The 25,792-nt window shown below is 33.6% G+C and carries 18 protein-coding genes; 8 read left to right on the top strand and 10 right to left on the bottom strand.

Annotated features, from left to right (window positions below; all coding sequences use genetic code 11):
- Positions 1 to 28 precede the first annotated feature (28 nt).
- The 5 genes from asnB (at position 29) to K5V07_RS04425 (ending at position 8,780) form a co-directional block, all read left to right on the top strand.
- Positions 29 to 1,630, top strand: a complete 1,602-nt coding sequence (asnB, locus tag K5V07_RS04405; protein ID WP_221916545.1) for an asparagine synthase B — start codon at positions 29 to 31, stop codon at positions 1,628 to 1,630.
- Positions 1,631 to 1,893: 263 nt separating this feature from the next.
- Entirely contained in the window at positions 1,894 to 3,837 is a 1,944-nt protein-coding gene (gyrB, locus tag K5V07_RS04410; RefSeq protein ID WP_158727714.1) for a DNA topoisomerase (ATP-hydrolyzing) subunit B, read from the top strand.
- Positions 3,838 to 3,908: 71 nt separating this feature from the next.
- Positions 3,909 to 4,841 carry a malate dehydrogenase gene (gene mdh / locus K5V07_RS04415; RefSeq protein ID WP_144893300.1) on the top strand — a complete coding sequence of 311 codons (933 nt, stop codon included), beginning with the start codon at positions 3,909 to 3,911 and terminating at the stop codon, positions 4,839 to 4,841.
- A 228-nt stretch (positions 4,842 to 5,069) separates the two neighbouring features.
- The gene (gene secDF / locus K5V07_RS04420) at positions 5,070 to 8,042 is read left to right on the top strand and encodes a protein translocase subunit SecDF (protein WP_144893302.1); all 2,973 of its coding nucleotides are present in this window, start codon (positions 5,070 to 5,072) and stop codon (positions 8,040 to 8,042) included.
- A gap of 90 nt (positions 8,043 to 8,132) precedes the next feature.
- On the top strand, positions 8,133 to 8,780 hold the full coding sequence (locus tag K5V07_RS04425) for an acyloxyacyl hydrolase (RefSeq protein WP_221916546.1): 648 nt from the start codon (positions 8,133 to 8,135) through the stop codon (positions 8,778 to 8,780).
- 27 nt (positions 8,781 to 8,807) lie between these two features.
- On the opposite strand, the gene lgt is transcribed toward K5V07_RS04425, so the two are convergent.
- The 5 genes from lgt to K5V07_RS04450 form a co-directional block, all read right to left on the bottom strand.
- A complete protein-coding gene (gene lgt, locus K5V07_RS04430) occupies positions 8,808 to 9,752 on the bottom strand; it encodes a prolipoprotein diacylglyceryl transferase (RefSeq protein ID WP_221916547.1) in 945 nt (314 codons plus the stop codon).
- A gap of 53 nt (positions 9,753 to 9,805) precedes the next feature.
- Positions 9,806 to 10,048 carry a membrane protein insertion efficiency factor YidD gene (gene yidD / locus K5V07_RS04435; RefSeq protein ID WP_221916548.1) on the bottom strand — a complete coding sequence of 81 codons (243 nt, stop codon included), beginning with the start codon at positions 10,046 to 10,048 and terminating at the stop codon, positions 9,806 to 9,808.
- Positions 10,049 to 10,071: 23 nt separating this feature from the next.
- Positions 10,072 to 11,553, bottom strand: coding sequence for a cysteine--tRNA ligase (gene cysS / locus K5V07_RS04440; RefSeq protein ID WP_221916549.1), 1,482 nt, complete (start codon positions 11,551 to 11,553; stop codon positions 10,072 to 10,074).
- A gap of 129 nt (positions 11,554 to 11,682) precedes the next feature.
- On the bottom strand, positions 11,683 to 12,354 hold the full coding sequence (gene folE / locus K5V07_RS04445) for a GTP cyclohydrolase I FolE (protein ID WP_221916550.1): 672 nt from the start codon (positions 12,352 to 12,354) through the stop codon (positions 11,683 to 11,685).
- 191 nt (positions 12,355 to 12,545) lie between these two features.
- A complete protein-coding gene (locus tag K5V07_RS04450) occupies positions 12,546 to 13,739 on the bottom strand; it encodes a pyridoxal phosphate-dependent aminotransferase (protein ID WP_221916551.1) in 1,194 nt (397 codons plus the stop codon).
- A gap of 127 nt (positions 13,740 to 13,866) precedes the next feature.
- On the opposite strand from K5V07_RS04450, the gene K5V07_RS04455 reads away from it, so the two are divergent.
- On the top strand, positions 13,867 to 15,198 hold the full coding sequence (locus tag K5V07_RS04455) for an aspartyl protease family protein (protein WP_370632447.1): 1,332 nt from the start codon (positions 13,867 to 13,869) through the stop codon (positions 15,196 to 15,198).
- Positions 15,199 to 15,222: 24 nt separating this feature from the next.
- Here K5V07_RS04455 and K5V07_RS04460 read toward each other — a convergent pair whose 3' ends face one another.
- Positions 15,223 to 15,609 (bottom strand): DUF1573 domain-containing protein, encoded by a 387-nt coding sequence (locus K5V07_RS04460; protein ID WP_182648563.1) that lies wholly within the window; start codon positions 15,607 to 15,609, stop codon positions 15,223 to 15,225.
- Between the two features lie 182 nt (positions 15,610 to 15,791).
- Here K5V07_RS04460 and K5V07_RS04465 point away from each other — a divergent pair, with 182 nt between their 5' ends.
- Both K5V07_RS04465 and K5V07_RS04470 read left to right on the top strand, forming a co-directional pair.
- Entirely contained in the window at positions 15,792 to 18,425 is a 2,634-nt protein-coding gene (locus K5V07_RS04465; RefSeq protein ID WP_221916552.1) for a valine--tRNA ligase, read from the top strand.
- A gap of 223 nt (positions 18,426 to 18,648) precedes the next feature.
- On the top strand, positions 18,649 to 19,026 hold the full coding sequence (locus tag K5V07_RS04470; protein WP_221916553.1) for a hypothetical protein: 378 nt from the start codon (positions 18,649 to 18,651) through the stop codon (positions 19,024 to 19,026).
- A gap of 89 nt (positions 19,027 to 19,115) precedes the next feature.
- Here the strand turns inward: K5V07_RS04470 and K5V07_RS04475 are convergent, their stop codons facing one another.
- From K5V07_RS04475 to K5V07_RS04490, 4 genes are all read right to left on the bottom strand, one after another.
- Positions 19,116 to 21,455 (bottom strand): TonB-dependent siderophore receptor, encoded by a 2,340-nt coding sequence (locus K5V07_RS04475; RefSeq protein ID WP_221916554.1) that lies wholly within the window; start codon positions 21,453 to 21,455, stop codon positions 19,116 to 19,118.
- A gap of 340 nt (positions 21,456 to 21,795) precedes the next feature.
- Positions 21,796 to 22,806: an FAD:protein FMN transferase gene (locus K5V07_RS04480; protein WP_255577652.1), complete on the bottom strand. Its 1,011-nt coding sequence runs from the start codon at positions 22,804 to 22,806 to the stop codon at positions 21,796 to 21,798.
- A 170-nt stretch (positions 22,807 to 22,976) separates the two neighbouring features.
- Positions 22,977 to 25,172 (bottom strand): PepSY domain-containing protein, encoded by a 2,196-nt coding sequence (locus K5V07_RS04485; RefSeq protein WP_221916555.1) that lies wholly within the window; start codon positions 25,170 to 25,172, stop codon positions 22,977 to 22,979.
- A 137-nt stretch (positions 25,173 to 25,309) separates the two neighbouring features.
- Positions 25,310 to 25,792 (bottom strand): DUF2271 domain-containing protein, encoded by a 483-nt coding sequence (locus tag K5V07_RS04490; RefSeq protein ID WP_086454382.1) that lies wholly within the window; start codon positions 25,790 to 25,792, stop codon positions 25,310 to 25,312.

Genomic DNA, 25,792 nt, shown 5'->3' on the forward strand with positions numbered 1-25,792 from the left:
GTTTGTTTAACAATTAAATAGAATAAGTATGTGTGGAATATTGGCTATCATTGGTAAAGGAAAAGAAGAGCAATTGGTTAGAGATCTCTCTAGTCGAATGTCACATCGTGGACCTGATGAACGGGATTTGTATGCCATGCCTAATGGTCATTATTTAAGCCATGAGCGACTTTCTATAATTGACTTGTATTCAGGAAAACAACCTATTCAAGGGACAGTTACTGCTTACATGGTTCATAATGGTGAAATATATAATTACTTGGAATTAAAGCAAGAATATTTGAGTAACCATGTATTTCGTACCCAATCAGATTCGGAAGTAATTGTCCATTTGTATGAAGAGTTTGGATATAATTTTTGTGATAAATTAGACGGAGATTTTGCTTTTGTAATCATTGATGGGGATGATTATATAGCCGCTAGAGATCCGTTGGGAGTAAAACCCTTGTATTACGGTTTAGATGAAAGAGGTAGGATGTACTTTGCTTCAGAAATGAAAGCTATTGCAGATCAATGTAAAACTTTTTCAACTTTTCCGCCAGGACATTATTATACAGCAAAAACAGGTTTTGTAAAATATTACAAGCCAGAATATGAGTCTTTTGTAAATGAATACCAAGATGTAGATTATCAATTACTCCGTGAATATTTGACTACTGCTACTCAAAAAAGGTTAATGGCAGATGTTCCATTAGGGGTTTTGTTATCAGGTGGTTTAGATTCGTCATTAACAACAGCAATAGCTTCCCGTTTACTTAAAAATCAATCAGAACCCTTGCACTCTTTTGCAATAGGAATAGATGAAAATGCTCCAGATATTGTTGCAGCCAGAAAAGTGGCTAATTTTTTAGGAACACAACATCATGAAGTTTTTTTTACTGTACAGCAAGGTATTGAAGTGCTTGAAAAAATAATTTACCAAATAGAAACATATGATGTAATCTCAGTGAGAGCAAGTGTTCCAATGTATTTTTTGTCTAAAGTTATTGTTGGAAAAGGGATTAAAGTAGTTTTATCTGGCGAAGGTGCTGATGAAATTTTTGGAGGATATTTGTATTTTGCAAATGCTCCTTCAGTAGCTGATTTTCAACGCGAAACAATAGAGAGAGTACAAAAAATATTTACTGCCGATTTGTTGAGAGCTGATAAAGCAACAATGGCTCACGGTCTTGAAGTTAGATTACCTTTTTTAGATCAAGCTTTTTTGGATCTTGCTATTCGGGTTAATCCAGAGCAAAAACTACCTAAAACATTTGGGGGTAAAGAAAAATATATTTTACGAAAAGCATTTGACACTCCTGACGATCCCTATTTACCGGATGATATTTTGTGGAGGCAAAAAGAACAATTTTCAGATGGAGTAGGTTACAGTTGGGTGGATCAATTAATTGCTTATTGTGCGACTCAAGTTACTGATGAACAATTGGCTACAGCGTCTACAACTTTTCCATATAATTCGCCTACAACAAAAGAAGCCTATCTTTATCGTTCTATTTTTCAAAAGCATTTCCCGCAATTGAGCGCTGCCCAAACAGTAAGAAAGTGGATTCCAAAGTGGCAAGAAAATTTAGATCCTAGTGGAAGGGCTAATGCTGCTCACGAAGAATCAGCATACGCTGGAAAAGCGTAAATTTTAAATACGATATTCATTATTTTATCTTGAAAGATTTTCAAAACCACCTATAAACAGTGGATTTTGAAAGTCTTTTTTTGTGCTTCCTAATTTTTTATTTTGTGATTCATACGGAATGAGTGAGACGACCCATTTTTCAATCTATTTTTATAAACAAATGTTAATAACTTAAAGCCTTTAAAACTGATTTTAACGGTAATATAATTTGCGTTTTTATATATTTGCGTGTTATACAAAAATTACATTTTTAGAATAAAGATATGAGCGAAGAAATCAAGAAGGACAATTATTCAGCGGATAGTATTCAAGCATTAGAGGGAATGGAGCACGTAAGGATGCGTCCATCAATGTATATAGGTGATGTAGGTGTAAGAGGTTTGCACCACTTGGTATATGAAGTAGTAGATAACTCTATTGATGAGGCTATGGGTGGCCATTGCGATACCATTAGGGTAGATATCAACGAAGATGGTTCGATTTCTGTTGAAGATAATGGTCGTGGAATTCCTGTTGGTATTCACAAAAAAGAAGGTGTATCTGCGCTTGAAGTTGTAATGACAAAAATTGGTGCAGGAGGAAAATTCGATAAAGATTCTTATAAAGTATCTGGAGGTTTACACGGTGTGGGTGTATCTGTAGTAAATGCATTATCAAACCATTTAAGAGCAACTGTTCATAGCAGTGACGGTAAAATATACGAGCAAGAATACGAAAAAGGGAAAGCGTTATATCCAGTAAAACAAATTGGAGAAACGACAAAGAGAGGTACGATTGTAACTTTTTACCCAGATCCAACTATTTTTACTCAAACTATTGAGTATTCTTATGATACACTTTCGGCACGTATGCGTGAATTGTCTTTCTTGAATAAAGGAATTACAATCACTTTTACTGATAAAAGAGAATTAGATAAAGATGGGAATTTTGTTTCTGAAGTTTTTCATTCAGATGAAGGATTAAAAGAATATATCCGTTATTTAGATGGTAATAGAGAACCTATTATTGCGCATGTAATATCAATGGACCACGAAAAGGGAGAAATTCCAGTTGAGGTGGCTTTGATTTATAACACCAGTTATACCGAAAATATTTTTTCATACGTAAATAATATCAATACGCATGAAGGTGGAACGCACTTGCAAGGTTTTAGAACGGGTCTAACACGATCTTTGAAAAAATATGCTGATGCATCTGGAATGTTAGATAAATTAAAGTTTGATATTTCTGGTGATGATTTCCGTGAAGGTCTTACGGCAATTATTTCTGTTAAGGTTGCTGAACCACAGTTTGAGGGTCAGACTAAAACGAAACTTGGAAACAGAGAAGTTGTTTCTCCAGTAAGTCAAGCGGTGAGTGAAATGATTGAAAATTATTTGGAAGAAAATCCAAATGATGCTCGAATTATAGTTCAAAAAGTAATACTTGCAGCTCAAGCCCGTCACGCAGCTAAAAAAGCACGTGAAATGGTACAGCGTAAAACTGTAATGGGTGGAGGCGGATTGCCAGGTAAACTTTCAGACTGTTCTGAGCAAGATCCTGCAAAATGCGAAGTATATCTTGTCGAGGGAGATTCGGCAGGAGGAACCGCTAAACAAGGACGTGATCGTGCATTTCAAGCAATTTTGCCTTTACGAGGGAAAATTTTGAACGTTGAAAAAGCCATGCACCACAAAGTTTTTGAAAACGAAGAGATCCGAAATATCTTTACAGCACTTGGTGTTACAATTGGAACCGAAGAAGACAGTAAAGCATTAAATATATCAAAGTTACGTTACCATAAAGTAATTATTATGTGTGATGCCGATGTCGATGGTAGTCACATTTCTACGCTAATCTTAACGTTTTTCTTCCGTTTTATGAAAGAGTTAATAGAGGAAGGTCACGTATACATTGCAGCGCCACCTTTATATTTAGTTAAAAAAGGAAATAAAAAGGAATATGCTTGGAACGATGTACAACGCGATCAGGCGAATGAAAGAATGGGCGGAAGCGCAGGAATTCAACGTTATAAAGGTCTTGGAGAGATGAATGCAGAGCAGTTGTGGGAAACTACAATGGATCCAAACTTTAGAACATTACGTCAGGTAACTATTGACAGTTTAGCTGAGGCTGATAGAGTTTTTTCTATGTTAATGGGTGATGAGGTGCCGCCAAGAAGAGAATTTATAGAGAAAAATGCAGTGTATGCTAATATTGATGCCTAATTTTAAAATTGAATATGAACTAATTAATATCAAATAACCAAAATAACAATTAACCGAATAAACTTAATAATATGAAAGTTACCATTGTAGGTGCAGGAAATGTAGGTGCGACATGTGCTGATGTGATTTCTTATAGAGGAATTGCTAGCGAAGTAGTTTTGCTGGACATAAAAGAAGGTTTTGCCGAAGGTAAAGCCCTTGATATTATGCAATGTGCAACAAATACAGGTTTTAATACCAAAGTGTCTGGTGTTACAAATGATTATGCAAAAACTGCTGGCAGTGATGTAGTGGTAATTACATCTGGAATACCAAGAAAACCAGGTATGACACGCGAGGAGTTAATAGGTATAAATGCAGGAATTGTGAAAACGGTTGCTGAAAATGTGTTGAAACATTCTCCGGATACCATAATAGTTGTAGTTTCAAATCCTATGGATACAATGACTTATTTAGCATTGAAATCTACAGGATTGCCAAAAAATAGAATTATAGGAATGGGTGGGGCTTTAGATAGTTCTCGCTTTAGAACGTATTTGTCTTTGGCTTTAGATAAGCCAGCTAACGATATTTCAGCAATGGTTATTGGTGGGCATGGAGATACAACCATGATTCCATTAACACGATTGGCTTCTTATAATGGGATACCCGTATCTCAATTTTTATCAGAAGAAGAGTTGCAAAAAGTGGCTGCCGATACAATGGTGGGTGGTGCTACACTGACGGGTTTACTAGGTACATCTGCTTGGTACGCTCCAGGTGCTTCTGTTGCTTTTTTAGTAGATAGTATTTTGAACGATCAAAAGAAAATGATTGCGTGTTCTGTTTTTGTTGAAGGTGAGTATGGGCAAGAAGATATTTGTATTGGAGTGCCATGTATCATTGGTAAAAATGGTGTAGAAGAAATACTAAATATTGAATTGAATGATTCTGAAAAGGCTTTGTTTGCAAAAAGCGCTGATGCTGTGCGACAAATGAACGATGCCTTAAAGGACATTTTATAGAAATATCAAATATATAAGAAATCAAAGACTGCTAGTTGCATAGCAGTCTTTTTCTTGATATTAATCAATAAATAAATTGGTTAATCATAACCTTAATTATATATTTGCTCGGTTTAGAAAAAATACTACAGTACAAAATCGATTTTTTTCTTGTTTATGATGATTAAAAAACTGATTTTCAATACTTAAGTTGAAATTATAATATAAAATAATTAATTTTTAGTAATAATGCAGAATAAAGGACTTATTAAATTTTTCGCAATTCTATTTGCATTGGTAAGTATTTACCAACTTTCTTTCACTTTTTTGGCCAATAACATCAAAAGTGATGCTAAAGTTTTTGCAGGAGATAATCCTGATAAAGAGTTAAAGTATTTAGATTCTATTGGTAAAGAAAAAATATTAAACCTTGGATTTACTGATTTTACTTATGATGAAGTAAAAAACAAACAAATCAACAAAGGTCTTGACTTAGAAGGAGGAATTAACGTAATTCTTCAAATTTCTATCAAAGATGTTTTGAGAGGTTTATCAAACAACTCTAAAAACCCAGTCTTTAATAAGTCGCTAGCTGATGCTTCGGCTAATTTTGAAGGAAACAAAACATATTTAGATAAATTTTACGAGGCTTTTGATGCCAATTCAAAAGGAACTGTAAAATTAGCTTCTCCAGATATTTTTGCAAACAGATCTTTGCAAGGTGAAGGTGGTGTGAGTTTTCAAATGACTGATGCTGAGGTTCAAAAAGTTATCAAGAGAAAAGTAGACGAATCTATTGAAAGTGCTTTTAAAGTACTAAGAGAGCGTATTGACAAATTTGGAGTAACGCAACCTAACATTCAAAAATTAGGAGAAACAGGAAGAATTCTTGTGGAACTTCCTGGTGCTAAGGATGTTGATAGAATTAAAAAATTATTAGGAGGTAAAGCACAACTTGAATTTTGGGAAACGTACAAAATTGAAGAAGTTGGTAATTTCTTAATGGCTGCTAATGAAGCATTGAAAAAAACTGAAATCAAAACAAATGTTGTAAAGCCAGTTGTAAAAGATTCATTGAGCGCGTTATTAACTGATACAAAAGATTCAACAGCTGCAAAAAAAGGACAAAATCCTTTGTTTGATAAAATAGTAAGTCAAGGAGGCGGGCCGGTTTTAGGTTTGTTTTCTCCTAAAGATACTGCTACTATTAATACGTATTTTAAAAGACAGGATATAAAAATTTTATTACCTGCAACATTGACTTACGCTAAATTTGTTTGGGGTAAACCTCTTAATATTACTGATGATAAGCAAAAGCAAATTGAAGTAGTAGAATTATACGCTTTACGCGGTAACAGAGATAACAACCCAGCAATGGTTGGCGCTGTTGTAACGGATGCAAAAGATACTTTTGATCAGTTAGGAAAACCTGCTGTTTCAATGCAAATGAATTCTCAAGGTGCTAAAGGTTGGGAAGAATTAACAGGTAGAGCATTTACTCAAAAAAGTAATATAGCCATTGTTTTAGATAATGTAGTGTATTCTGCTCCAGGAGTAACTAGTGGACCTATTTCAGGTGGAAGATCTGAAATTTCTGGTGCATTTGACGTAACAGAAACTAAGGATTTAGCTAACGTACTTAATGCGGGTAAATTACCAGCTTCGGCTGATATTATTCAGTCAACTGTAGTAGGTCCTTCATTAGGTCAGGCTTCTATTGACGCTGGATTGACATCATCAATCATTGGTTTTTTACTAGTTTGTTTCTGGATGGTTTTTTATTACGGAAAAGCAGGTTGGTATGCTAACTTAGCCTTATTATTAAACTTATTGTTTTTATTCGGTATTATGGCAAGTTTTGGTTTTGTATTGACATTGCCAGGTATTGCAGGTATTGTATTGACTTTAGGAACAGCGGTAGATGCGAACATCATTATATACGAAAGGGCTAAAGAGGAATTACGTGATGGTAAATCTTTATCAGAGGCTGTATCTTCGGCCTACGGATGGCATGGTGCAATGCGTTCTATCATTGATGCAAACGTTACACACGTATTAACTGGTGCAATCTTGTTTATTTTTGGAACAGGTCCAATTAAAGGTTTTGCACTAACATTACTTATAGGTATAGCAACATCATTATTTACATCAATTTTTATAGCAAGAATTTTTATTGATAAAAATATAGCTGGAAAAGCTGATTTAACGTTCTGTACCAATATGACTAAAAATTGGTTTACAAACTTTAACTATGACTTTATCAAAATCAAAAAATTTACTTACATCTTCTCTTCAGTTGTTGTAGTTGTAAGTTTGATTTCTATTTTCTTTGTTAATGGTTTAGATCAAGGAGTTGATTTTGTGGGAGGTAGAACTTTTCAAGTTAAATTTGAAAAATCAATAGATGCTTCTGTAGTTTCAGAAGAATTATCAACGGCATTTGGTACTCCAGTAGAAGCTAAAGTTCTAGGTGATGATGATCAATTGAAAATCACTACTAAGTATAAAATTAAAGAAGATGGTATTGCAGTAGATAAAGAGGTGAATGAAAAATTATACAATGCACTAGCTAAGTATTTTCCAAACACATCTTATGATAAATTTACCAATACTTTTGACGGTAAGAAAGTTGGAGTGTTACAAGCTTCTAAAGTTGGTGCTTCTATCTCTGAGGACATCAAAACAAATTCTTACTGGGCTGTTTTAGGTGCTCTTGCAGTTATCTTTTTATACCTTATGATCTCTTTCCGTAAGTGGCAGTATTCATTAGGTGCGATTGCAGCCGTAGCGCATGACGTTATTTTTGTATTAGGAATTTACTCTTTATGTTATAAATTCATGCCTTTCCACATGGAAATGGACCAACACTTTATTGCTGCTATTCTTACTGTAATTGGGTATTCAATGAATGATACCGTAATTGTATTTGACAGAATTAGAGAGTTTATTTTAGGAAAAAGAAAAGGAAGTTTTGAGAGTATTGTAAATGCATCGATTAACACTACTTTATCAAGAACTTTAAATACTTCATTGACAATGATTTTAGTACTATTGACTATGTTCCTTTTTGGAGGTGAGTCAATCAGAGGATTTATTTTTGCAATGTTAGTAGGTATTATTGTGGGTACATATTCATCTTTATTTATTGCTACCCCAGTTGTAGTAGATACTTTTACTAAAGAGGATAAAAGCACAATTGAAAAAGAACATGCTGCAGAATAATTTATAGTAGTATTGCTATTAAAAAAAAAGGTTCAACGTAAGTTGAACCTTTTTTTATTATTATTGTACCTTAATATTTAATCTCTTTGCATGAAATCGTATTTGTTTTTTATTTCAACCTATTGGATGATTGCTTTTTCCTTTGTGAGTTATGCTCAGGAGATTCAGGATGATACAAAAATTGGTTTTTCCATAGGATATGGTAGTGAGTTTAAAAATAGAAATTATACCTATTCAAATCAATATTTAAAGTTACAATTTTTGACCACTTTTAAAAAGACTAAAAAATTTAGCTATGATTTGGTTCTGCAACCTGAGTATAATAGAGGTACACATCAACTTTTAAATCTCTACTTTGTTAAACCTGAAGAGGAAAATTATATTGAAAAAAGAGAAAAGTATACGAAATTAAAGACTTGTAATGAATATGTTCTGAATGTAGGATTGTTGTTGCGTTTTTCTTTTTCAAAGAGATCTAATTTGTATATGCTGGGAAGTGTAGGTCCAATGTATATTGATACGGCGACTGAGCGATTATCAAAAGGTTTTGCTTTTGCAGATGTTTTAGCTTTAGGTTTTAATTATAAAGTGGGCCAGTTTATACTGGATGTAAGACCTAATTTAAGGCATACTTCTAATGCAGGGCTTCAAAGTAATAATTCTGGTTTTAATACTAGAAATTTGGAGTTTGGCATTCTTTTTATGCCAAAAAAAAGCGTTAAATCTCTATTGAATTAACGCTTTTTGTATAAGAAATATGTTTGTCTAATTTTTTTTGGCTCTGATAACAAAATACAATCCAATTATTACAAAGGGTATACTAAGCCATTGTCCTGTTGAAAATAATCCGAGTGCATTTTCAAATCCTCCTTGGCTTTCCTTAACAGATTCAACGATGAATCGAACTGTAAATAAAAGGACTAAGAACATCCCGAATATATAACCACTATAATTTCTTTTTTCAGTTTTCCAATACAAGAAAAATAATGCAGCAAATACAAAAATATAAGCAAAAGCTTCGTACAACTGAGTTGGGTGTTTAACCGGTACTTGTTCCAGTAGTGTTGCAAACTTTGGGTCATTAGCAATAGCATTATACGCATCGTTAGGATTGGCTATTTGCGTGCTACTAACAGCATCTTGCGGGCTAAAATGATCTCTTAAAAACTTGATTCCAAAAGGTGAATTAGTAACGTTTCCTATAATTTCGGAGTTAAAGAAGTTTCCTAAACGTACAAAAATAGCGCCACTAGCAACCGGAATAACAACACGATCTAAAATCCATAATTGAGGCCTTTTTAAAATATTTTTGCTGTAAAAATACATGGCAATGATGATAGAAATAGCAGCACCATGACTAGCCAATCCTTGAAATCCTGTAAATTCCCATCCTTGAATAATATTAAATAGTGATTCGTTTGGGTTTTCTTTTACTGGTAATAAAATTTCTGCTAAATGGTTGCGATAATATTCCCAATCGTAAAAAAAGACATGGCCCAAACGAGCTCCTGCTAATGTGGCAAGGACAGTCCAAATGAACAAAGAATCTAGTTTTTCAATAGATTCTCCTTCTCTTTCAAATATGTGTTTCATGATATACCAGCCTAAACCAAAGGCTACAACAAACATTAAACTGTAAAATCTAATCATGAAAAAACCTAAATCAATTCCTTCTGATGGGTTCCAAACTAAGTTTAATGCGTGTGTCATGTGTTTTTTTTAATTTTGTATCGTAAAAATAGTGATTATTATAAGAGAAGATATTAACTCTTTGTTGTTTTTTTGGGTACTGGATCATAACCCGTTTTTCCCCAAGGATGACAGCTCAAAATACGTTTTACACCAAGAAAAGTTCCGTAGAATAAACCATGTACTTGCAAAGATTCAATCATATAGTGTGAACACGTAGGTTCAAAACGGCACGCTGCTGGTGTAAATGGAGAAATTGCGACTTGATAAAACCGTACTAAAAAGACAAGCGGAAAAATTAAAACTTTTTTGATCATGTTTTTTGCTTGTCTTTTGTAAACTAGTTAATGCTAAACGTAGTTCCCTCTTTACCGTCTTTTAATTGAATTCCAAGTGCAATTAATTGATCTCGAATTTGATCAGACAAAGCAAAGTTTTTATTTTCTCTTGCTTGTTTTCTCATTTCGATAAGCATGTTTACGGTGCCTTCTAATTTATTATTTGTAGTATCTGATATTTTTTCATCTTCTAATCCTAAAACATCAAATACAAAACCTTGCATTGTTGTTGTAAAAAGCTCTAAATCCTCTTGATGTAGCGTTTCTTTATTGTCTTTTAAAAGATTTACGAATCGAACTCCTTCAAATAATTGTGCAATTAAGATAGGGGTATTAAAATCATCGTTCATAGCATCGTAACATGATTGTATCCAGGCAGGAATGTCTAGCGTACTTGCATTTGAAACAGTAATTTCTGAAATTGAATTCATAGCTTCCATAAGTCTTTTAAATCCTTTTTCGGCTGCTACAATTGCATCATCAGAGAAATCAAGAATACTTCTGTAATGTGCTTGTAGCATAAAAAAACGTGCCACAGATGCTGAGAAGGCCTTACTTAAGATCGTGTTTTCACCGGTCAAAATCTCTCGGGGTAAAATATTATTACCGGTAGATTTTGCCATTTTTTTACCATTTAGTGTTAGCATATTTGCATGCAACCAATAGTTCACAGGAGTTTGTCCTGTGCAAGCCTCATTTTGTGCAATTTCACATTCGTGATGTGGAAACTTTAAATCCATCCCTCCACCGTGAATGTCAAAATGATTTCCTAAATATTTAGTACTCATTGCGGTACATTCTAAATGCCATCCTGGGAAACCATCACTCCATGGTGAAGGCCAGCGCATGATATGTTGTGTTTCTGCTTTTTTCCAAAGCGCAAAATCTTGAGGATTTCTTTTATCACTTTGCCCATCAAGATCACGTGTATTAGCAAGCATATCTTCAATGTTACGACCACTTAATTTTCCGTAATTGTTTGTTTCGTTAAATTTAACTACATCAAAATATACAGAACCATTCGCTTCATAACCTATTCCTGAAGCAATTATTTTTTTTACAATTTCAATTTGTTCAATGATGTGTCCTGTGGCAGTAGGTTCGATACTTGGAGGTAAAAAATTAAAGTCACTCAAAATATCATGAAAATCTACGGTGTAGCGTTGAACTACTTCCATAGGTTCTAGTTGTTCTAGACGCGCTTTTTTTGCAATTTTATCTTCACCTTCATCTACATCATCTACAATATGACCAACATCCGTAATGTTACGCACGTAGCGAACTTTATAATCTAAATGCAAGAAGTATCTAAAAATCATATCAAAAGACATGAATGTTCGTACGTTTCCTAAATGGACATTGCTATATACCGTTGGACCACACACGTACATGCCTACATTTCCCTCAATTATAGGTTCAAAAAGTTCTTTTTCTCCAGATAATGAATTGTAAATTCTGAGTTTTTGGTTGCTGTATAATGGCATTTCGACTTATTGTTTTTCTCATTTAATCCCACCTTTTATGTATGGGCTAAAAATGTGAATGAATAATTAATAATTACTTATTGCGTTCTTGTACTTTTGATATTTATTCTTGAATAAGTGAGTACAGTTTTAGAATTTGGTTTCTAATTTAATGTAGTCTAAGAACTCTCTTCTAGTAACTGCATCTTTGAATTTTCCTCCAAATTCGGATGTTACAGTACTGCTTTCAATATCACTAATACCTCTAGAGTTTACGCAAAGGTGTTTTGCATCTATCACACAAGCTACATCTTCAGTTCCAAGCGCTACCTGTAATTCTTGCACAATTTGCATGGTTAAACGCTCTTGAACTTGAGGTCTTTTTGCATAATATTCTACGATACGATTCATTTTGGATAAACCAATAACTGTTCCGTTTGAGATATAGGCTACATGAGCTCTACCTATTATTGGTAATAAATGATGTTCACAAGTAGAATACACGATAATATTCTTCTCCACCAACATTTCTCCATATTTGTAATTGTTGTCGAACGTAGATGCTTTTGGTTTTCTATTAGGATTTAATCCACCAAAAATTTCTTTCACAAACATTTTTGCTACTCTATTTGGTGTTCCTTTAAGACTATCATCCGTTAAATCCATTCCTAAAGTAAGGAGTATGTTTTCAACATCTTTTTTTATTTTTTCAATTTTATCATCGTCAGAGATGTCAAATGCATCTTTTCTAATTGGATTATTTGCGGACAAACTCATGTGATTGTCACCTATTTCGTCTTGAAATTCTTCGTTTTTTATCATTAAAAGAAACTATTATAGTGGGAATATTTATTCAAGCGGTAAAGATAATAATAAATAACAAAGTTTTTCAATGACGCTTACTATTTAAGAGTACTTTATGGCTTTGCCATTTGTTTTTTACTGTTTTATTCTAAAAAAAAGAAAGGCAAATCTACTGTAGATTTGCCTTTCTTTTTATAGATAAAATTTTTTTATAACGCGTTGTAAGCAGGAATTGCAGCTTTTAAAATGGCAACTGCTTTTATTAAATCTTCTTTCTTTAAGACATACGCTATTCTAACTTGATTTAGTCCCATTCCTGGAGTTGAGTAAAAACCAGCAGCTGGTGCAACCATTACAGTTTCTCCATTCAAATCAAAACTTTCTAGTAACCACTGTGCAAAAGCATCAGCGTTATCTATTGGCAATTGTGCGATACAGTAAAAAGCACCTTTTGGCTTGCTAATCACAACACCATCTATTTTGTTTAATTCTTCAATTAGGGTATCACGTCTTTCTCTATATTCTGATATAACTTCGTCAAAATAAGATTGTGGTGTGTCTAGAGCTGCTTCGCTAGCAATTTGTTCAATAGTGGGAGGACTCAAACGTGCTTGTGCAAATTTCATAGCCGCTTCCATCACTTCTTTGTTTTTTGATGTGATACAGCCTATTCTTGCGCCACACATACTGTAACGTTTTGATACAGAATCAATCATTATGGCGTGCTCCTCAAGTCCAGGAATACTCATTACAGAATAATGTACATCACCATCATATGTAAACTCGCGGTAAACTTCATCAGATATTAAGAATAAATCATGCTTTTTTACAAGTTCTGCCAGTTGCAAAATTTCTTCTTTTGAGTATAAATAACCTGTTGGATTTCCAGGATTACAAATTAAAATTGCCTTTGTTTTTGGTGTAATTAATTTTTCAAAGTCGGCTATGGCAGGTAATGCAAAACCGTTTTCGATATTTGATATTACTGGAACAACGGTAACACCTGAAGCAGTTGAAAAACCATTGTAATTAGCATAAAAAGGTTCAGGGATAATAATTTCATCCCCTTGATCCATGGTACTTCCCATTGCAAATAGCAATGCCTCAGAACCTCCAGTGGTAATGATGATATTTTCTGTAGATACATCAATACCTTGCTGAGTATAATAATGTGATAATTTTTTACGATACGATTCATTTCCAGCAGAATGACTGTATTCTAAGATGGTTAAGTCAATATTTTTTACAGCTTGCATTGCAACTTCAGGAGTTTTTATGTCCGGTTGTCCAATGTTCAAGTGGTATACTTTATGACCTTTCTTTTTTGCAATTTCAGAGAATGGGACCAATTTACGTATTGGTGATTCAGGCATTTGTTTGCCTTTGTTCGATATAGTTGGCATAATTTTGAATTATTGATGTACAAAATTGCGATTTTTTTTCGAAAGTAAATGCAATAAAAAGGTTTATCAATTGTTAAATCTTTCTTTTTAAATTATTAATTCATTAATTTTATGACAAATAAAAATAATGAAACAAATTTTACTTTTCTTTTTTTTGTGTTTAACATTCCTAGCTTATTCTCAAAATGGTTTTCAGTTTCAAGGTAAAGCGACTAAAACGGTAGTTCCTTTTCAGTTGATTAATAATTTAGTTTTTGTTCCTATAAAAGTGAACGGAATAGAACTTAATTTTTTATTGGATACCGGTGTTGCTGAAACTATTCTTTTTAGCCTGGAAGATAAAAAAGAGTTCCGTTTTCTAAATACAGAGAAAATTACTTTAAGAGGTTTGGGTAGTCAAAAGGCAGTTGAAGGATTAAAATCAACTAATAACACTCTTGTTTTTGGAAATCTAATTAATAAAAGTCATTTGTTATATATTGTATTAGATCCTGAATTTAATTTTTCCTCTCATGTGGGTATTCCAGTCAATGGAATTATTGGATATCAATTTTTTAGAAATAATCTCATTGAAATTGATTACCAAAACAAGCAAATTATAGTTTATAAAGACAATAAAGAAAACCGAGCAAAAGTGTCAAAAAAAGCAACGGTTATATCTATTGTCATAGAAAAATCCAAACCTTACATAAATGGGAATGTGAGTATTTCAAGTACTTTGATTCCTGTAAAATTATTGATAGACATTGGTAATAGTGACGCTGTATGGCTGTTTAAAAACAATAGGAATGATTTCCAAATTCCGTCTAAGAATTTTGATGACTTTCTAGGAAGGGGTTTTAGCGGCGATATTGAAGGTAAAAAAGCTCGGATAGCTCGTTTTGAGTTGGGATCGTTTCAATTTGATGGCCCTATTGCAGCATTTCCTGATAGCATTTCTACTAAAAATGTGTCTATGGTCCAAGACAGAATGGGATCTGTAGGTGGCGAAATTATGCGTCGATTTAAAGTAGTTTTTGACTATACTAACCAAAAACTTTTTTTAAGAAAAAACAGATATTACAAAAGTGCATTCAGTTATAATAAAAGTGGTATTGAGATTGAACACAACGGTCTTGAGTGGGTTCAAGAAACAGTGAAAATGGAAACCGTACCGTCAAACTTTGGTTATAATAAAGGAGCAGGAGGAGTTGCAGTTTATCCTAATGATTTTAAATATAAGTTTCAGCTCAAACCAATTTACCAAATAGCGCATGTTAGAAAAAATTCAGCAGCAGCAAAGTCTGGATTAAAAAGTGGCGATGTGATAATTAAAATTAATAAAAACAATCCTTTTGATATGTCTTTGCAAGATATTAATACAATGTTAAAATCAGAATATAGCAAGTGGATTTCTTTGGAGGTGGAGCGCAATAATGTACCCCTAAAATTTCAATTTCAACTGGATGACATTTTGTAGTTTATCATCCAGAGAAATAAAGAATTAGTTTGTAATGACTTCACCTTTTATTTTTAGAGCAATTCTACCTCCTTCATAATTGACGGCATTAGATTCAACAGTTATTGTTTTTCTAATAGGACCTGGAGCCATGTTGTATTTTACACTTATTTTTCCAGTTTTTCCCGGCATTATTGGCTCGTTTGGTTTGGTTGGAACAGTACATCCGCAGGTAGATAACACATTTGTAATTATCAATGGAGCGTTTCCGGTATTTGTAAAAATAAAATCCCGAACTCCATTTTCTGTGTTTTTAACTTTTCCGTAGTCAATGGTATTGTCAGGAGCTTCAAAATCAATTTTGGGTCCGTTTTGGGCAAAGCCGATACTTGAAAATAGAATTAATGTCAATAGTGTAATAGTTTTTTTCATTGTAGTTCTTGATTGGGTTAGGTAAATATACCGTGTTTATAATTATAGAACAAAATTTTATTTCTCTTTTTATAGTCTACTTAATTATTTACTTTTGTTCACTATATATAAATACAAATATCAGACCAAAGACTACAGCTGCATTTTTTGGAATGTTCAACTGTCTTAAAACTCTAAATAAAATGACTATTCCTGCACGATTTGACGCTAAAACCATTGAAAATAAGTGGTATGATTACTGGATGAAAAATAATTATTTCCATTCTGAACCCGATCATAGAACGCCATATACCATAGTAATTCCACCACCAAATGTAACGGGAGTTTTGCACATGGGTCATATGCTTAACAACACCATTCAGGATGTATTGATAAGAAGAGCACGTCTTAAAGGATTTAATGCATGTTGGGTTCCTGGTACAGATCACGCATCTATAGCAACAGAGGCGAAGGTTGTAGCCAAGTTGAAAGCAGAAGGGATAAATAAAAATGATTTGACTCGTGAGGAATTCTTATCGCATGCGTGGGAATGGACAGATAAATATGGTGGTGTAATTCTGGATCAATTAAAAAAGCTTGGTGCTTCATGTGATTGGGAAAGAACTAAATTTACTATGGATCCAGATATGTCTGCATCAGTAATTAAATCTTTTGTTGATTTATACAACAAGGGTTTGATTTATCGTGGATATCGAATGGTAAACTGGGATCCTGAAGCTAAAACAACTTTGTCTGATGAAGAAGTTATTTATGAAGAACAACAAGGAAAACTCTTTTTTCTTAAATATAAAATTGAAGGGACTGAAGATTTTCTAACAATTGCTACAACACGTCCCGAAACTATTTTTGGAGATACTGCAATTTGTATCAATCCTAACGATGAGCGGTTTGCTCATTTGAAGGGGAAAAAAGCAATTGTTCCTATTTGCGGAAGAGTAATTCCAATCATTGAAGATGAGTATGTTGATATCGAATTTGGAACAGGTTGTTTAAAAGTGACTCCTGCTCACGATATGAATGACAAAACCTTGGGAGAAAAGCACAATCTGGAGATTATAGATATTTTTAATGAGGATGCAACCTTAAATAGTTTTGGATTACACTATCAAGGGCAAGATCGTTTTGCGGTTCGTGAGGCTATTGCTATAGAATTGCAAACAATAGGTGCTTTAGCAAAAACAGAAACGCATCTTAATAAAGTAGGAACTTCGGAAAGAACCAAAGCCGTTATCGAACCACGATTGTCTGATCAGTGGTTCTTAAAAATGGAAGAATTAGTTAAACCAGCAATCAAATCAGTGCTTGAGGATGGTGACATTAAATTGCATCCAGCTCGTTTCAATAATACCTATGCACATTGGCTAAACAACATTCGCGATTGGAATATTTCACGTCAATTGTGGTGGGGACAACAAATCCCTGCTTATTTTTATGGTGATGGAAAAGAGGATTTTGTAGTTGCAGAGAATATTGATGATGCCTTAAAGTTAGCAAGAGAGAAAACTTTAAACCTTAAACTTGAAACAAAAGATTTAAAACAAGATGTGGATGCATTAGACACTTGGTTTTCTTCTTGGCTTTGGCCAATGTCTGTTTTTGGAGGAATTATGGATCCTGAAAGTGAAGATTTTAAATATTATTATCCAACGAATGATTTGGTTACAGGTCCAGATATTTTGTTTTTCTGGGTAGCCCGAATGATTATTGCAGGGTATGAATACACGGGACAGAAGCCATTTACGAACGTATATCTGACTGGTTTAGTTCGGGACAAACAAAGACGCAAAATGTCTAAATCTTTAGGGAATTCTCCTGAGCCTTTAGAATTGATTGAAAAATTTGGTGCCGATGGAGTTCGTGTAGGGTTGCTTTTGAGTGCTTCTGCTGGAAATGACATTATGTTCGATGAAGAGTTGTGTAACCAAGGGAAAGCGTTTACCAATAAAATTTGGAATGCTTTCAAACTCATAAAAGGTTGGGAAGTTTCAGATTCTATTGACCAACCAGAATCATCAAAAGTGGCAATCGAATGGTATCAAGCAAAATTGCAACAAACATTAGTAGACATTGAAGATAATTTTGAGAAATACAGAATTTCAGATGCTTTGATGGGGATTTACAAATTAGTTTGGGACGACTTCTGTTCTTGGTTTTTAGAAATGATAAAACCAGCGTATCAACAACCTATTGACAGCGTAACTTTTGCGAAAGCGATTGAAATGCTTGAAAACAACCTTAAATTATTGCATCCTTTTATGCCTTTCTTAACCGAGGAAATTTGGCATTTAATAGCAGAGAGAACGGCTGATGAAGCTTTAATAATTTCGAATTGGCCAGAATTAACATCTTTTGATTCACAATTAATTACAAGTTTCGAATCTACTATAGAAGTAATTTCAGGAATTAGAACAATTCGTAAAGATAAAAACATACCATTTAAGGATGCTATTGACTTTAGAGTCGTAAACAATGAAAATGCGTCAACTTATTTTGACAGTGTTATTGTTAAATTAGGAAACATAAAAAACTTAGAATACGTATCAGATAAAGTAGAGGGAGCGCTTTCTTTCCGTGTGAATTCTAACGAATATTTTATTCCAATCACTGGAAATATTGATGTAGCTGCCGAAATTGCAAAATTAACAGAGGAACTCAACTACATTAAAGGTTTCTTGAAATCAGTTCAAGTAAAATTGTCAAATGAAAAGTTTGTTGCCAATGCTAAACCAGAGGTAATCGAAAACGAGCGAAAAAAAGAGGCGGATGCTCTATCAAAAATTGAAACTATTGAACACAGTTTAGCTGGACTTCAATAAGTTTTTACATTTTATTTATTTCAAACCCATTTCAACGACAAATTGAAATGGGTTTTTTATTTTAAGTATTATTTTTAAATTAAAATCCTTGTAAAACATCGATGAAAGACATCCTGACTGCTATTTAAAGAGTATTTTATCCTTTAATCGATATTAAATTGAGTTGCTGTTTTTTGTGTGTAATTTTGGAGGATAATTGTATAAATACCACATTTACAAATACATGAGAAAAATATTTAGTATTGCTTATAAGCAAGATTATAATAAAGGATACGCTATTGGACTAAATCCTTTTTTAGAATACAATAGCAACATGCAAAACGATGCTTGTATAGCAGGATTTAATGCAGGAAGGTCTGATTATGAGCGAATGAATGGATTTATAAGAGACGGAATTCCTAGTAGAGTTGTTACTGAAAAAGTTTTAGAAGATTTTTTAATTGCGGGATTATTAGGATTACCCATAGATGATTCAGGATATACTTCTTATCAACTAGGAATTATTGCAGAATGGTACCAAAGCGGTACTGAGAAATATGAACCAGATTATAGCGTTTCCTTATTAAATGTTTTAGACAGTATAGGTATAGAGATGGGATAGACTAGAGAAATTAAAATAAAAAAACACCTCCAAAGCAATTGCTTTGGAGGTGTTTTTTTATCGGGTTATAATGAAATTAAGATTCAGAATTACAATTTATACTTTAAAATTGCCATTATTTGTCTAGGAGCAATTGGATTTGTACTGTAATTTTCGTGAACTGTATAATTCAATTCATTAGTAATGTTAGAAAGTTTACACAAAAGTGAAATTTTATTCCATTCATAACCTAGTGATGCATCAACTGTAATATATCCTTTTAATGGGATGTCTCTGTCTTCAATTTTTACCGTGTACGTTTTTGGTGTTGTAGCAGGAGTAACCTCTGTCCAAACGTATCTGTCGTTCCATCCTCCTAAACGATTTCCTATATAATTACCCATAGCTCCTATTGTGAATCCCTTTAATTTTCCAGAAGGTACTTTGTAAAAGAAACTTAAGTTTGCCGTATTTTTTGGAGTTCTCACAAATAAATCACCTACTACAAAACTACCACTGGTACCAGATGATTTTGAAATCTTAGTTTCATTAAAACTATATCCAGCATTAATGTTCAATCCTTCTATAGGTTTAGCAATAATATCAATTTCTAATCCCTTTCCTTTAGTCGCTCCTACTAACTCGCGTCTATTAGTATCTACATTTGGGGTAACACCGTCTGCACCAAATTGAGCTGTTTGTGCAAGATTATTATTTTCTATTTGGTAAACAGTAACATTTGTACTTAAAATTCCTTTCCAAAAATCTTTTTTTATACCCACTTCGTATTGATCAATAATTGAAGGATCAAGTGGTTTTAAGTCAACAGTTGTTCCTGTATTTGGTGTAAATGAGTTGGAATAACTTGCAAAAAAAGAAACCTCTTTATTGGGTTGAAATACTATACCTGCTTTTGGAGAGAATGCTCTGTTAACTGTTTTACCAGAAGTTACAGGTTTTGCATTTTCATAAGTGGTAGTAATAGTGTTGACATTATTGATACGTTCAATAACTTCTCTAGTGGTAGTGGCGTCATTTTGCTGCCATGACCATCTAATCCCCGCAAGAACCTTAAAATAATCATTTATCGAAATTAAATCTTGTGCAAAAACTCCAAAGCGTTGTGTACTTGTATTTGCAAGTTGTGTTACTCTGCTAGGAAATGGTACATCAAGACTTTGTGTATTGTAATTGTAGTTTAACAAGTTTATGGCAGTTGTTTCGGTAGTTATTAGGTCTGCTGGTTTTGCTGAAGCAAAAAATCCGAAAGTATAACTAGGTGCCGAAGAGTCTTCGTAGTCAACACCTGTAAACAATTGATGTTTTATTTTCCCAGTAGTGAAAGTACCTTGTAAGCTTAATTGATCTGCAAAAATCTTCTCCGCAGCATCAGCTTGTGTTAAACCTCTTTTCCAGTTTATTTGTTGAACACCATTAGTAGTAGTATATGCTAAATTAGATAATTGCGCTGTTGATTTTTGTGTTCTATTGTAGGATTGAAAAGAAGTGTTAAAACCTAATTTCCAATCGTCATTAATAGCATGATTTACAAGAATAGATGCACTAGAAGATTTTGTATTTCCTCTTGACCATAAGGCTCCAAAATTTATGTTTCGGGGAGTATTGAGTATTTCTTTTCCAACAATTCCTGTCCCAAAATCAGGTGTCCAATCAGCGCTTAAATAATCACCTTGTACGGTGATTTGAGTTTTATCAGAAATATAGAATAATAACGAAGGATTAATATAAATTCTATCATTTTTTACAAAGTTTCTAAAGCTTTCTGATTTTTCGTAAGAAGCATTCACACGATAAGCAATGCTTTTACTCAAAGGACCATAAAAATCTATTGATGGTTTGTAATAAGAAAAACTTCCCATTTGCATGGATAATTCTCCACCAGCTGTAAACTTTGGAGTTTTTGTTACCAAGTTCAAAATACCTCCTGGAGCCACATTTCCATATAATAAAGCCGATCCACCTTTTAAAAATTCTACTTTTTCTAAACCAGAAACCTCAGGAATAGAACCCCCGTTGTATCTAAACCCATTTTTAAACATATTGTTACCTGACATGTCATAACCTCTTGAGAAGAATGATTCCTGTGCGCCACCTCTTGCGGAACCCACATAAATACCGTTGGCGTTTTTAATTACATCACTCAATCTAATAGATTGCTGTTGACTAATAATTTCAGATCCTATTACTTGTAAACTTTGTGGGGTATCCATTGGTTTTAAGCCAGAACGCAAAGCAGATATTGTTTTTTTCTCTTTGTTGCTTGAAACCACAACTTCTTTTAATATTTGTCCTTTTTTATTTTTTACAGTGTCTGCTGCAGTTTCCATGTAAGCTTCAATTTCTTTGGTCTCTGTAGTGTTTAGTCCAGTTTGCGAAAAACTAGAAAGACTCATAAAAAATGCAGCTACGGGTAAAAAAATATATTTCATTTGTATTTATTTAGAATAATTAAAAATAACTTTGCAAATATAAAACCCATCTTTTAAACTGCAAAGCTTATTTAGATTAAATATTAATAAAATACTAATAAAAATTTAGCACATTGATTTGTAGTGAATTAAAATAGTTTTTGTAAAAGAATAAAAGTCTAACTTAACTTTTTGAGTCTTAATTACACCCTTGAAGTGGTAAAAAAAGGTTTCAAAATCGACAAGATTTGACTTCTAAATGACGCTTCTTAAAAATAAGAGGTAAGGCAATCTGCAAAAGTGATTTTCGAAAGCGTATTAATGAGTTTATTTTCCAGAATCATAAAACGAGATGTCTGTATTACTTCAATTGTAAAAATGAATTCTTTTTCATTTTTTTAAAATTACTCGTCTTAACGGTTTTTCCGGTATCTAATATCAAAATACCCGAATAGTCCGGATATCTTTTTAACAACTGCAATCCATCCTTTTGACCAAGTACCATAATAGAGGTGCTTAATCCATTGGCTGTTTCAGCATTTGGACCTATAATTGTTACGCTACACAATCCCGTTGCAGGGTATCCCGTCAAAGGGTTTATAATATGAGAATAGCGTTTGCCATCAAGAATTACAAATTTTTCATAACTTCCAGATGTGGTAATAGCACCGTAATAAATAGGGATAATAGTCATGACTTTTTCAGGATTAAATGGATTTGTAACACCTATTTTCCAAGATTCTCCATTGGGCTGTTTTCCCCACAAACTCATATCTCCAGATCCATTAATGATGCCAGCAATTATACCTTTAGATTTCATTATGGTTCGGCATTTATCGGTTGCATATCCTTCGCCTAAAGCGCCAAAACCTATTTTCATCCCTTTTACTTTGAGGAAAATGGTAGACTCTAAACTGTCCAAAATGATATTTTCATAACCCACCTTTTCAACTGATTTTTGAATAGCTTCTGCTGTGGGCATTTCGGTCATGGATCCATCAAATTTCCAAATTCGATCCATTGCCGCAAAACTGATGTCAAACCTGCCCTGTGTTTCTTTTGATAATTGAATGGCTCTTTGCGTAAGTTCAAAAACTTCATGATCTACTTTTACAGCTTTAATACCCGCATTTTGATTCACGGCTGACACCTGCGAAGTAGGCCTCCAGTCCGAAATCAAATTTTCTATTCTTGTAATTTCAGCAACAACTTCATCAATACTTTGCACAGCTGTTGTAGTATCTTGAGCCACTATAGAAATGTCAAAACGACCACCCATCAATAATGTGGTTCTCTTTTTAAGAACTTGTGCCTCCAGGTTTTGGCCTAATAAGAAGGTTACTAGCAATAAAAATAAACGAAATGGAATCATTACTTATTAATTTTGTTAGGGCGTGACCCTCAGTTTCTTTCCAAAGGACGAAACTGAGGGTCGTGCTGTTCGTTCCCGCTTTTATAGAAAAGCCCCAAAAAAGGCTTTTCTATAAAGAGCTCCACTGCCATCACTCACGCAAAGCACATGCGTATAGCAAGGTATTTTTTTTAATAGCAGTCAGACAGAATTTGATTTTTATTTTTATAGAAGGCAATTCCAACTCCAGAATGTGCAAGACAAATAGTATCTAAAACACGTTCTACATCTTGCTGCATGGCTAGTGAACCACAAATCATGACTACTCCGCCAGAACTTAGTAAATCTATAAAAAAGGAAGCATCACGCTGAATTAAATCCATGACATACATAGCATTTTCTTCACGAGATAGCGCTACATGAAATTCTGTTAGCCTCTTTTTTTCTATCATTTCATTTAGGAAAAATTCATACCCTTGTACGGTTTCGGTTTTTTTCCTAAAACCACAGTATAAATAGGTAGGGACTTTTGTTTTATTTTGGTCAACCATTCCTAAAAACGGAGCAATTCCTGTTCCATTTGAGATCATTGCAATTTTTGTAGCCTGTACAGGAAAATAAAAGGACGGATTAGGTAATATTCTGCCCTCAAAGACATCTCCTTTTTTTAAGTGATACAAATATCGAGAACCCAAACCATACGGATGTAATTTCACTACAAGTTGCATAGTGTCTTGTAGTATACCTATTGAGTACAGTCGTTCTTGATTGTCGTTTGCAGGATAAATGGCAAGCAAATCACCTGATTTTATTTTGTTTCTTTTGGCATATCCTAGATTCATAATAAAAGTTTGGTCTTTAGGAGTGACTTCTGTTTTATCAAGTACAATAAGTTTTTTTAATCCCTTTGGTACAGCATTGTATAAAGATGGGGTAGTAGCCAGCGGGATTCCTGTTTTGGCATTCCACAAGCGTACCCATTCTATAAATTCAGTAACTGATTTGTCATTAACAGTTTGTAAATCGAGTAATCGTACAGCCCAGTCTTGCTCCTCTAAAATACGATCAACTGTAGATGCAAATTCACAAAAGTCAGGATAAGCACGAGATCCAAAACCCAATACTGAAAAATTTATCTTTTGGTTTTGACTGTTTTGATTTACTAGTGATGTAAACTTAGCAGCATTTGCAGGTGCATCACCTAAGCCATGCGTTGCAGTAAAAACTAAGATATGTTCTGCTTGAGGATAGGTTTGATATGAGTTGAGTTCCGTTATAAAGACTTTATTTCCTGCCGCAATAAGTTGTTTTTGAATCGCATTTGCAAAAACGAGTGTGCTGCCATTCTCTGATCCTACTAAAATAATGATGTTGCTTTCGTCTTTTTTGAATTTGTTTTTTATTCTGCTTGATCTACGTTTGAGTGTCATGGCAAACCCAGAATAGATAAAAAACAATATGTTGATACTTGCAAACCCCAGTATTAATACCCATAAAACACTAGTTCTGCCTGTGTGTAAATTAAGACTCCAGCTAGAAATAAGCGTTTGTAATGGAAAAGGTGTTTCGCGCACTACCGTTGCAGTTACTTGATTTACTTCAATTTCTTTGTCACTTAAAGTTATGATATAATTTTCCTCAGGATCATCAGAAAACGGAAATTCAATTTTTTGAATTTCGCTCAGTAAGGTGTTTTTAAAAAAGGATTGAGCTGTTTTTTTTGTTGGAGTATGAGTTATAGTAGTTGTATTTTTAGTTTCTGTTTCAGCAGAATCCATAAAAAAATTGAACTTCTCTAGTGTCAAAAAAGTTCCTGTAATGGCAAGTATTAGAATCGGAATTAAAGACCATCTTCCTAAAACAATATGGTAGTACTGCGCAAAGTTTTCCTTGACAATTTTTGAAAATAAACCACGGAAACTTTGTTGTCTTTTGATCAGCAGTGCTAATCCTGAAATACTGATTAAAACCAGTAAGAAGGAGATAAAACCAACGATGAATCTTCCGGTTTCTTTTAAAAATAAAGACCTATGAAGGGCAGTTGTCCATAGGATAAATTCGTTTTTTTTCTCGGGTTTCCCAAGGATTTTCCCAGTTTTAGGATCTATGTATGCGTTGATATCTTGATCTTGACCGTCTATTCCCTCTAAAATTACAAACTGATTGTGATCTACACGTACCGAAGTTATTTCTGGGTAAACGTTTCTAACTGCTGTAATAGTTTTGTCTAACGTGAGGGTATCAAAATTAGCAACTTTGTAAGGTGGAGTTTTTTCCTGAATAGCATCAACAGCAAGAATCACTCCTGTAACTGATGCTAATATTAAAAACAACGCCGAGAATAAAGCTAGAGCTAAATGTGATAATCGCCAAAAAGAGAGAGTCATAATATGAAAATAGTTACTTATCCGTTCTAATTATATCTTAGACATTGGATTAAAGTATGTGATTTATTTAAAAATGACCCTTGCATTCATTTAAAAAGCAAGGGTCAATTAGTTTGAATTGAAGTATTATAGGAGTACTAAATTTTATTTAAACGCACATATCTGATGTAATTATTACCTTCAGTTTTAGCGGCAATTCCTTCAGTAGTAAGTGGAATTTCAATATCGGTGGTGTGGTATTTATGATCTTCTACAGCTGTTTCAAAACGCAATTTAAATCCTTTATTGATTTTAGCATCTTCAATTTCGATAGTCGTGATGCTACGGTCGCCTCCTGTTACAGATGCGCCTGTTTTAGCACTTAAATTTTCAGGTTTTTTAGCATAAAATTTGTGCCATTCCTTTAATGTTTTGTACCATTTTTTATCATCGCCCATTACATAAAGCGTTTTTACGTATTCTCCTTTTGCATTCACTAGTGAAACTACAATGTACGCTCCTTCGCCCATATAGTTTGACATTTGTAACATGCATTTGTATTTACTACTTTGAGCAGTTGCTTGATTTGTTGTAAAACACAATAATAATAGGGTTAACGATATTTTAAGTATGGATTTCAT

The organism is Flavobacterium sp. CHNK8, from assembly GCF_019774515.1.
In the GTDB taxonomy this organism is placed as follows: domain Bacteria; phylum Bacteroidota; class Bacteroidia; order Flavobacteriales; family Flavobacteriaceae; genus Flavobacterium; species Flavobacterium tiangeerense.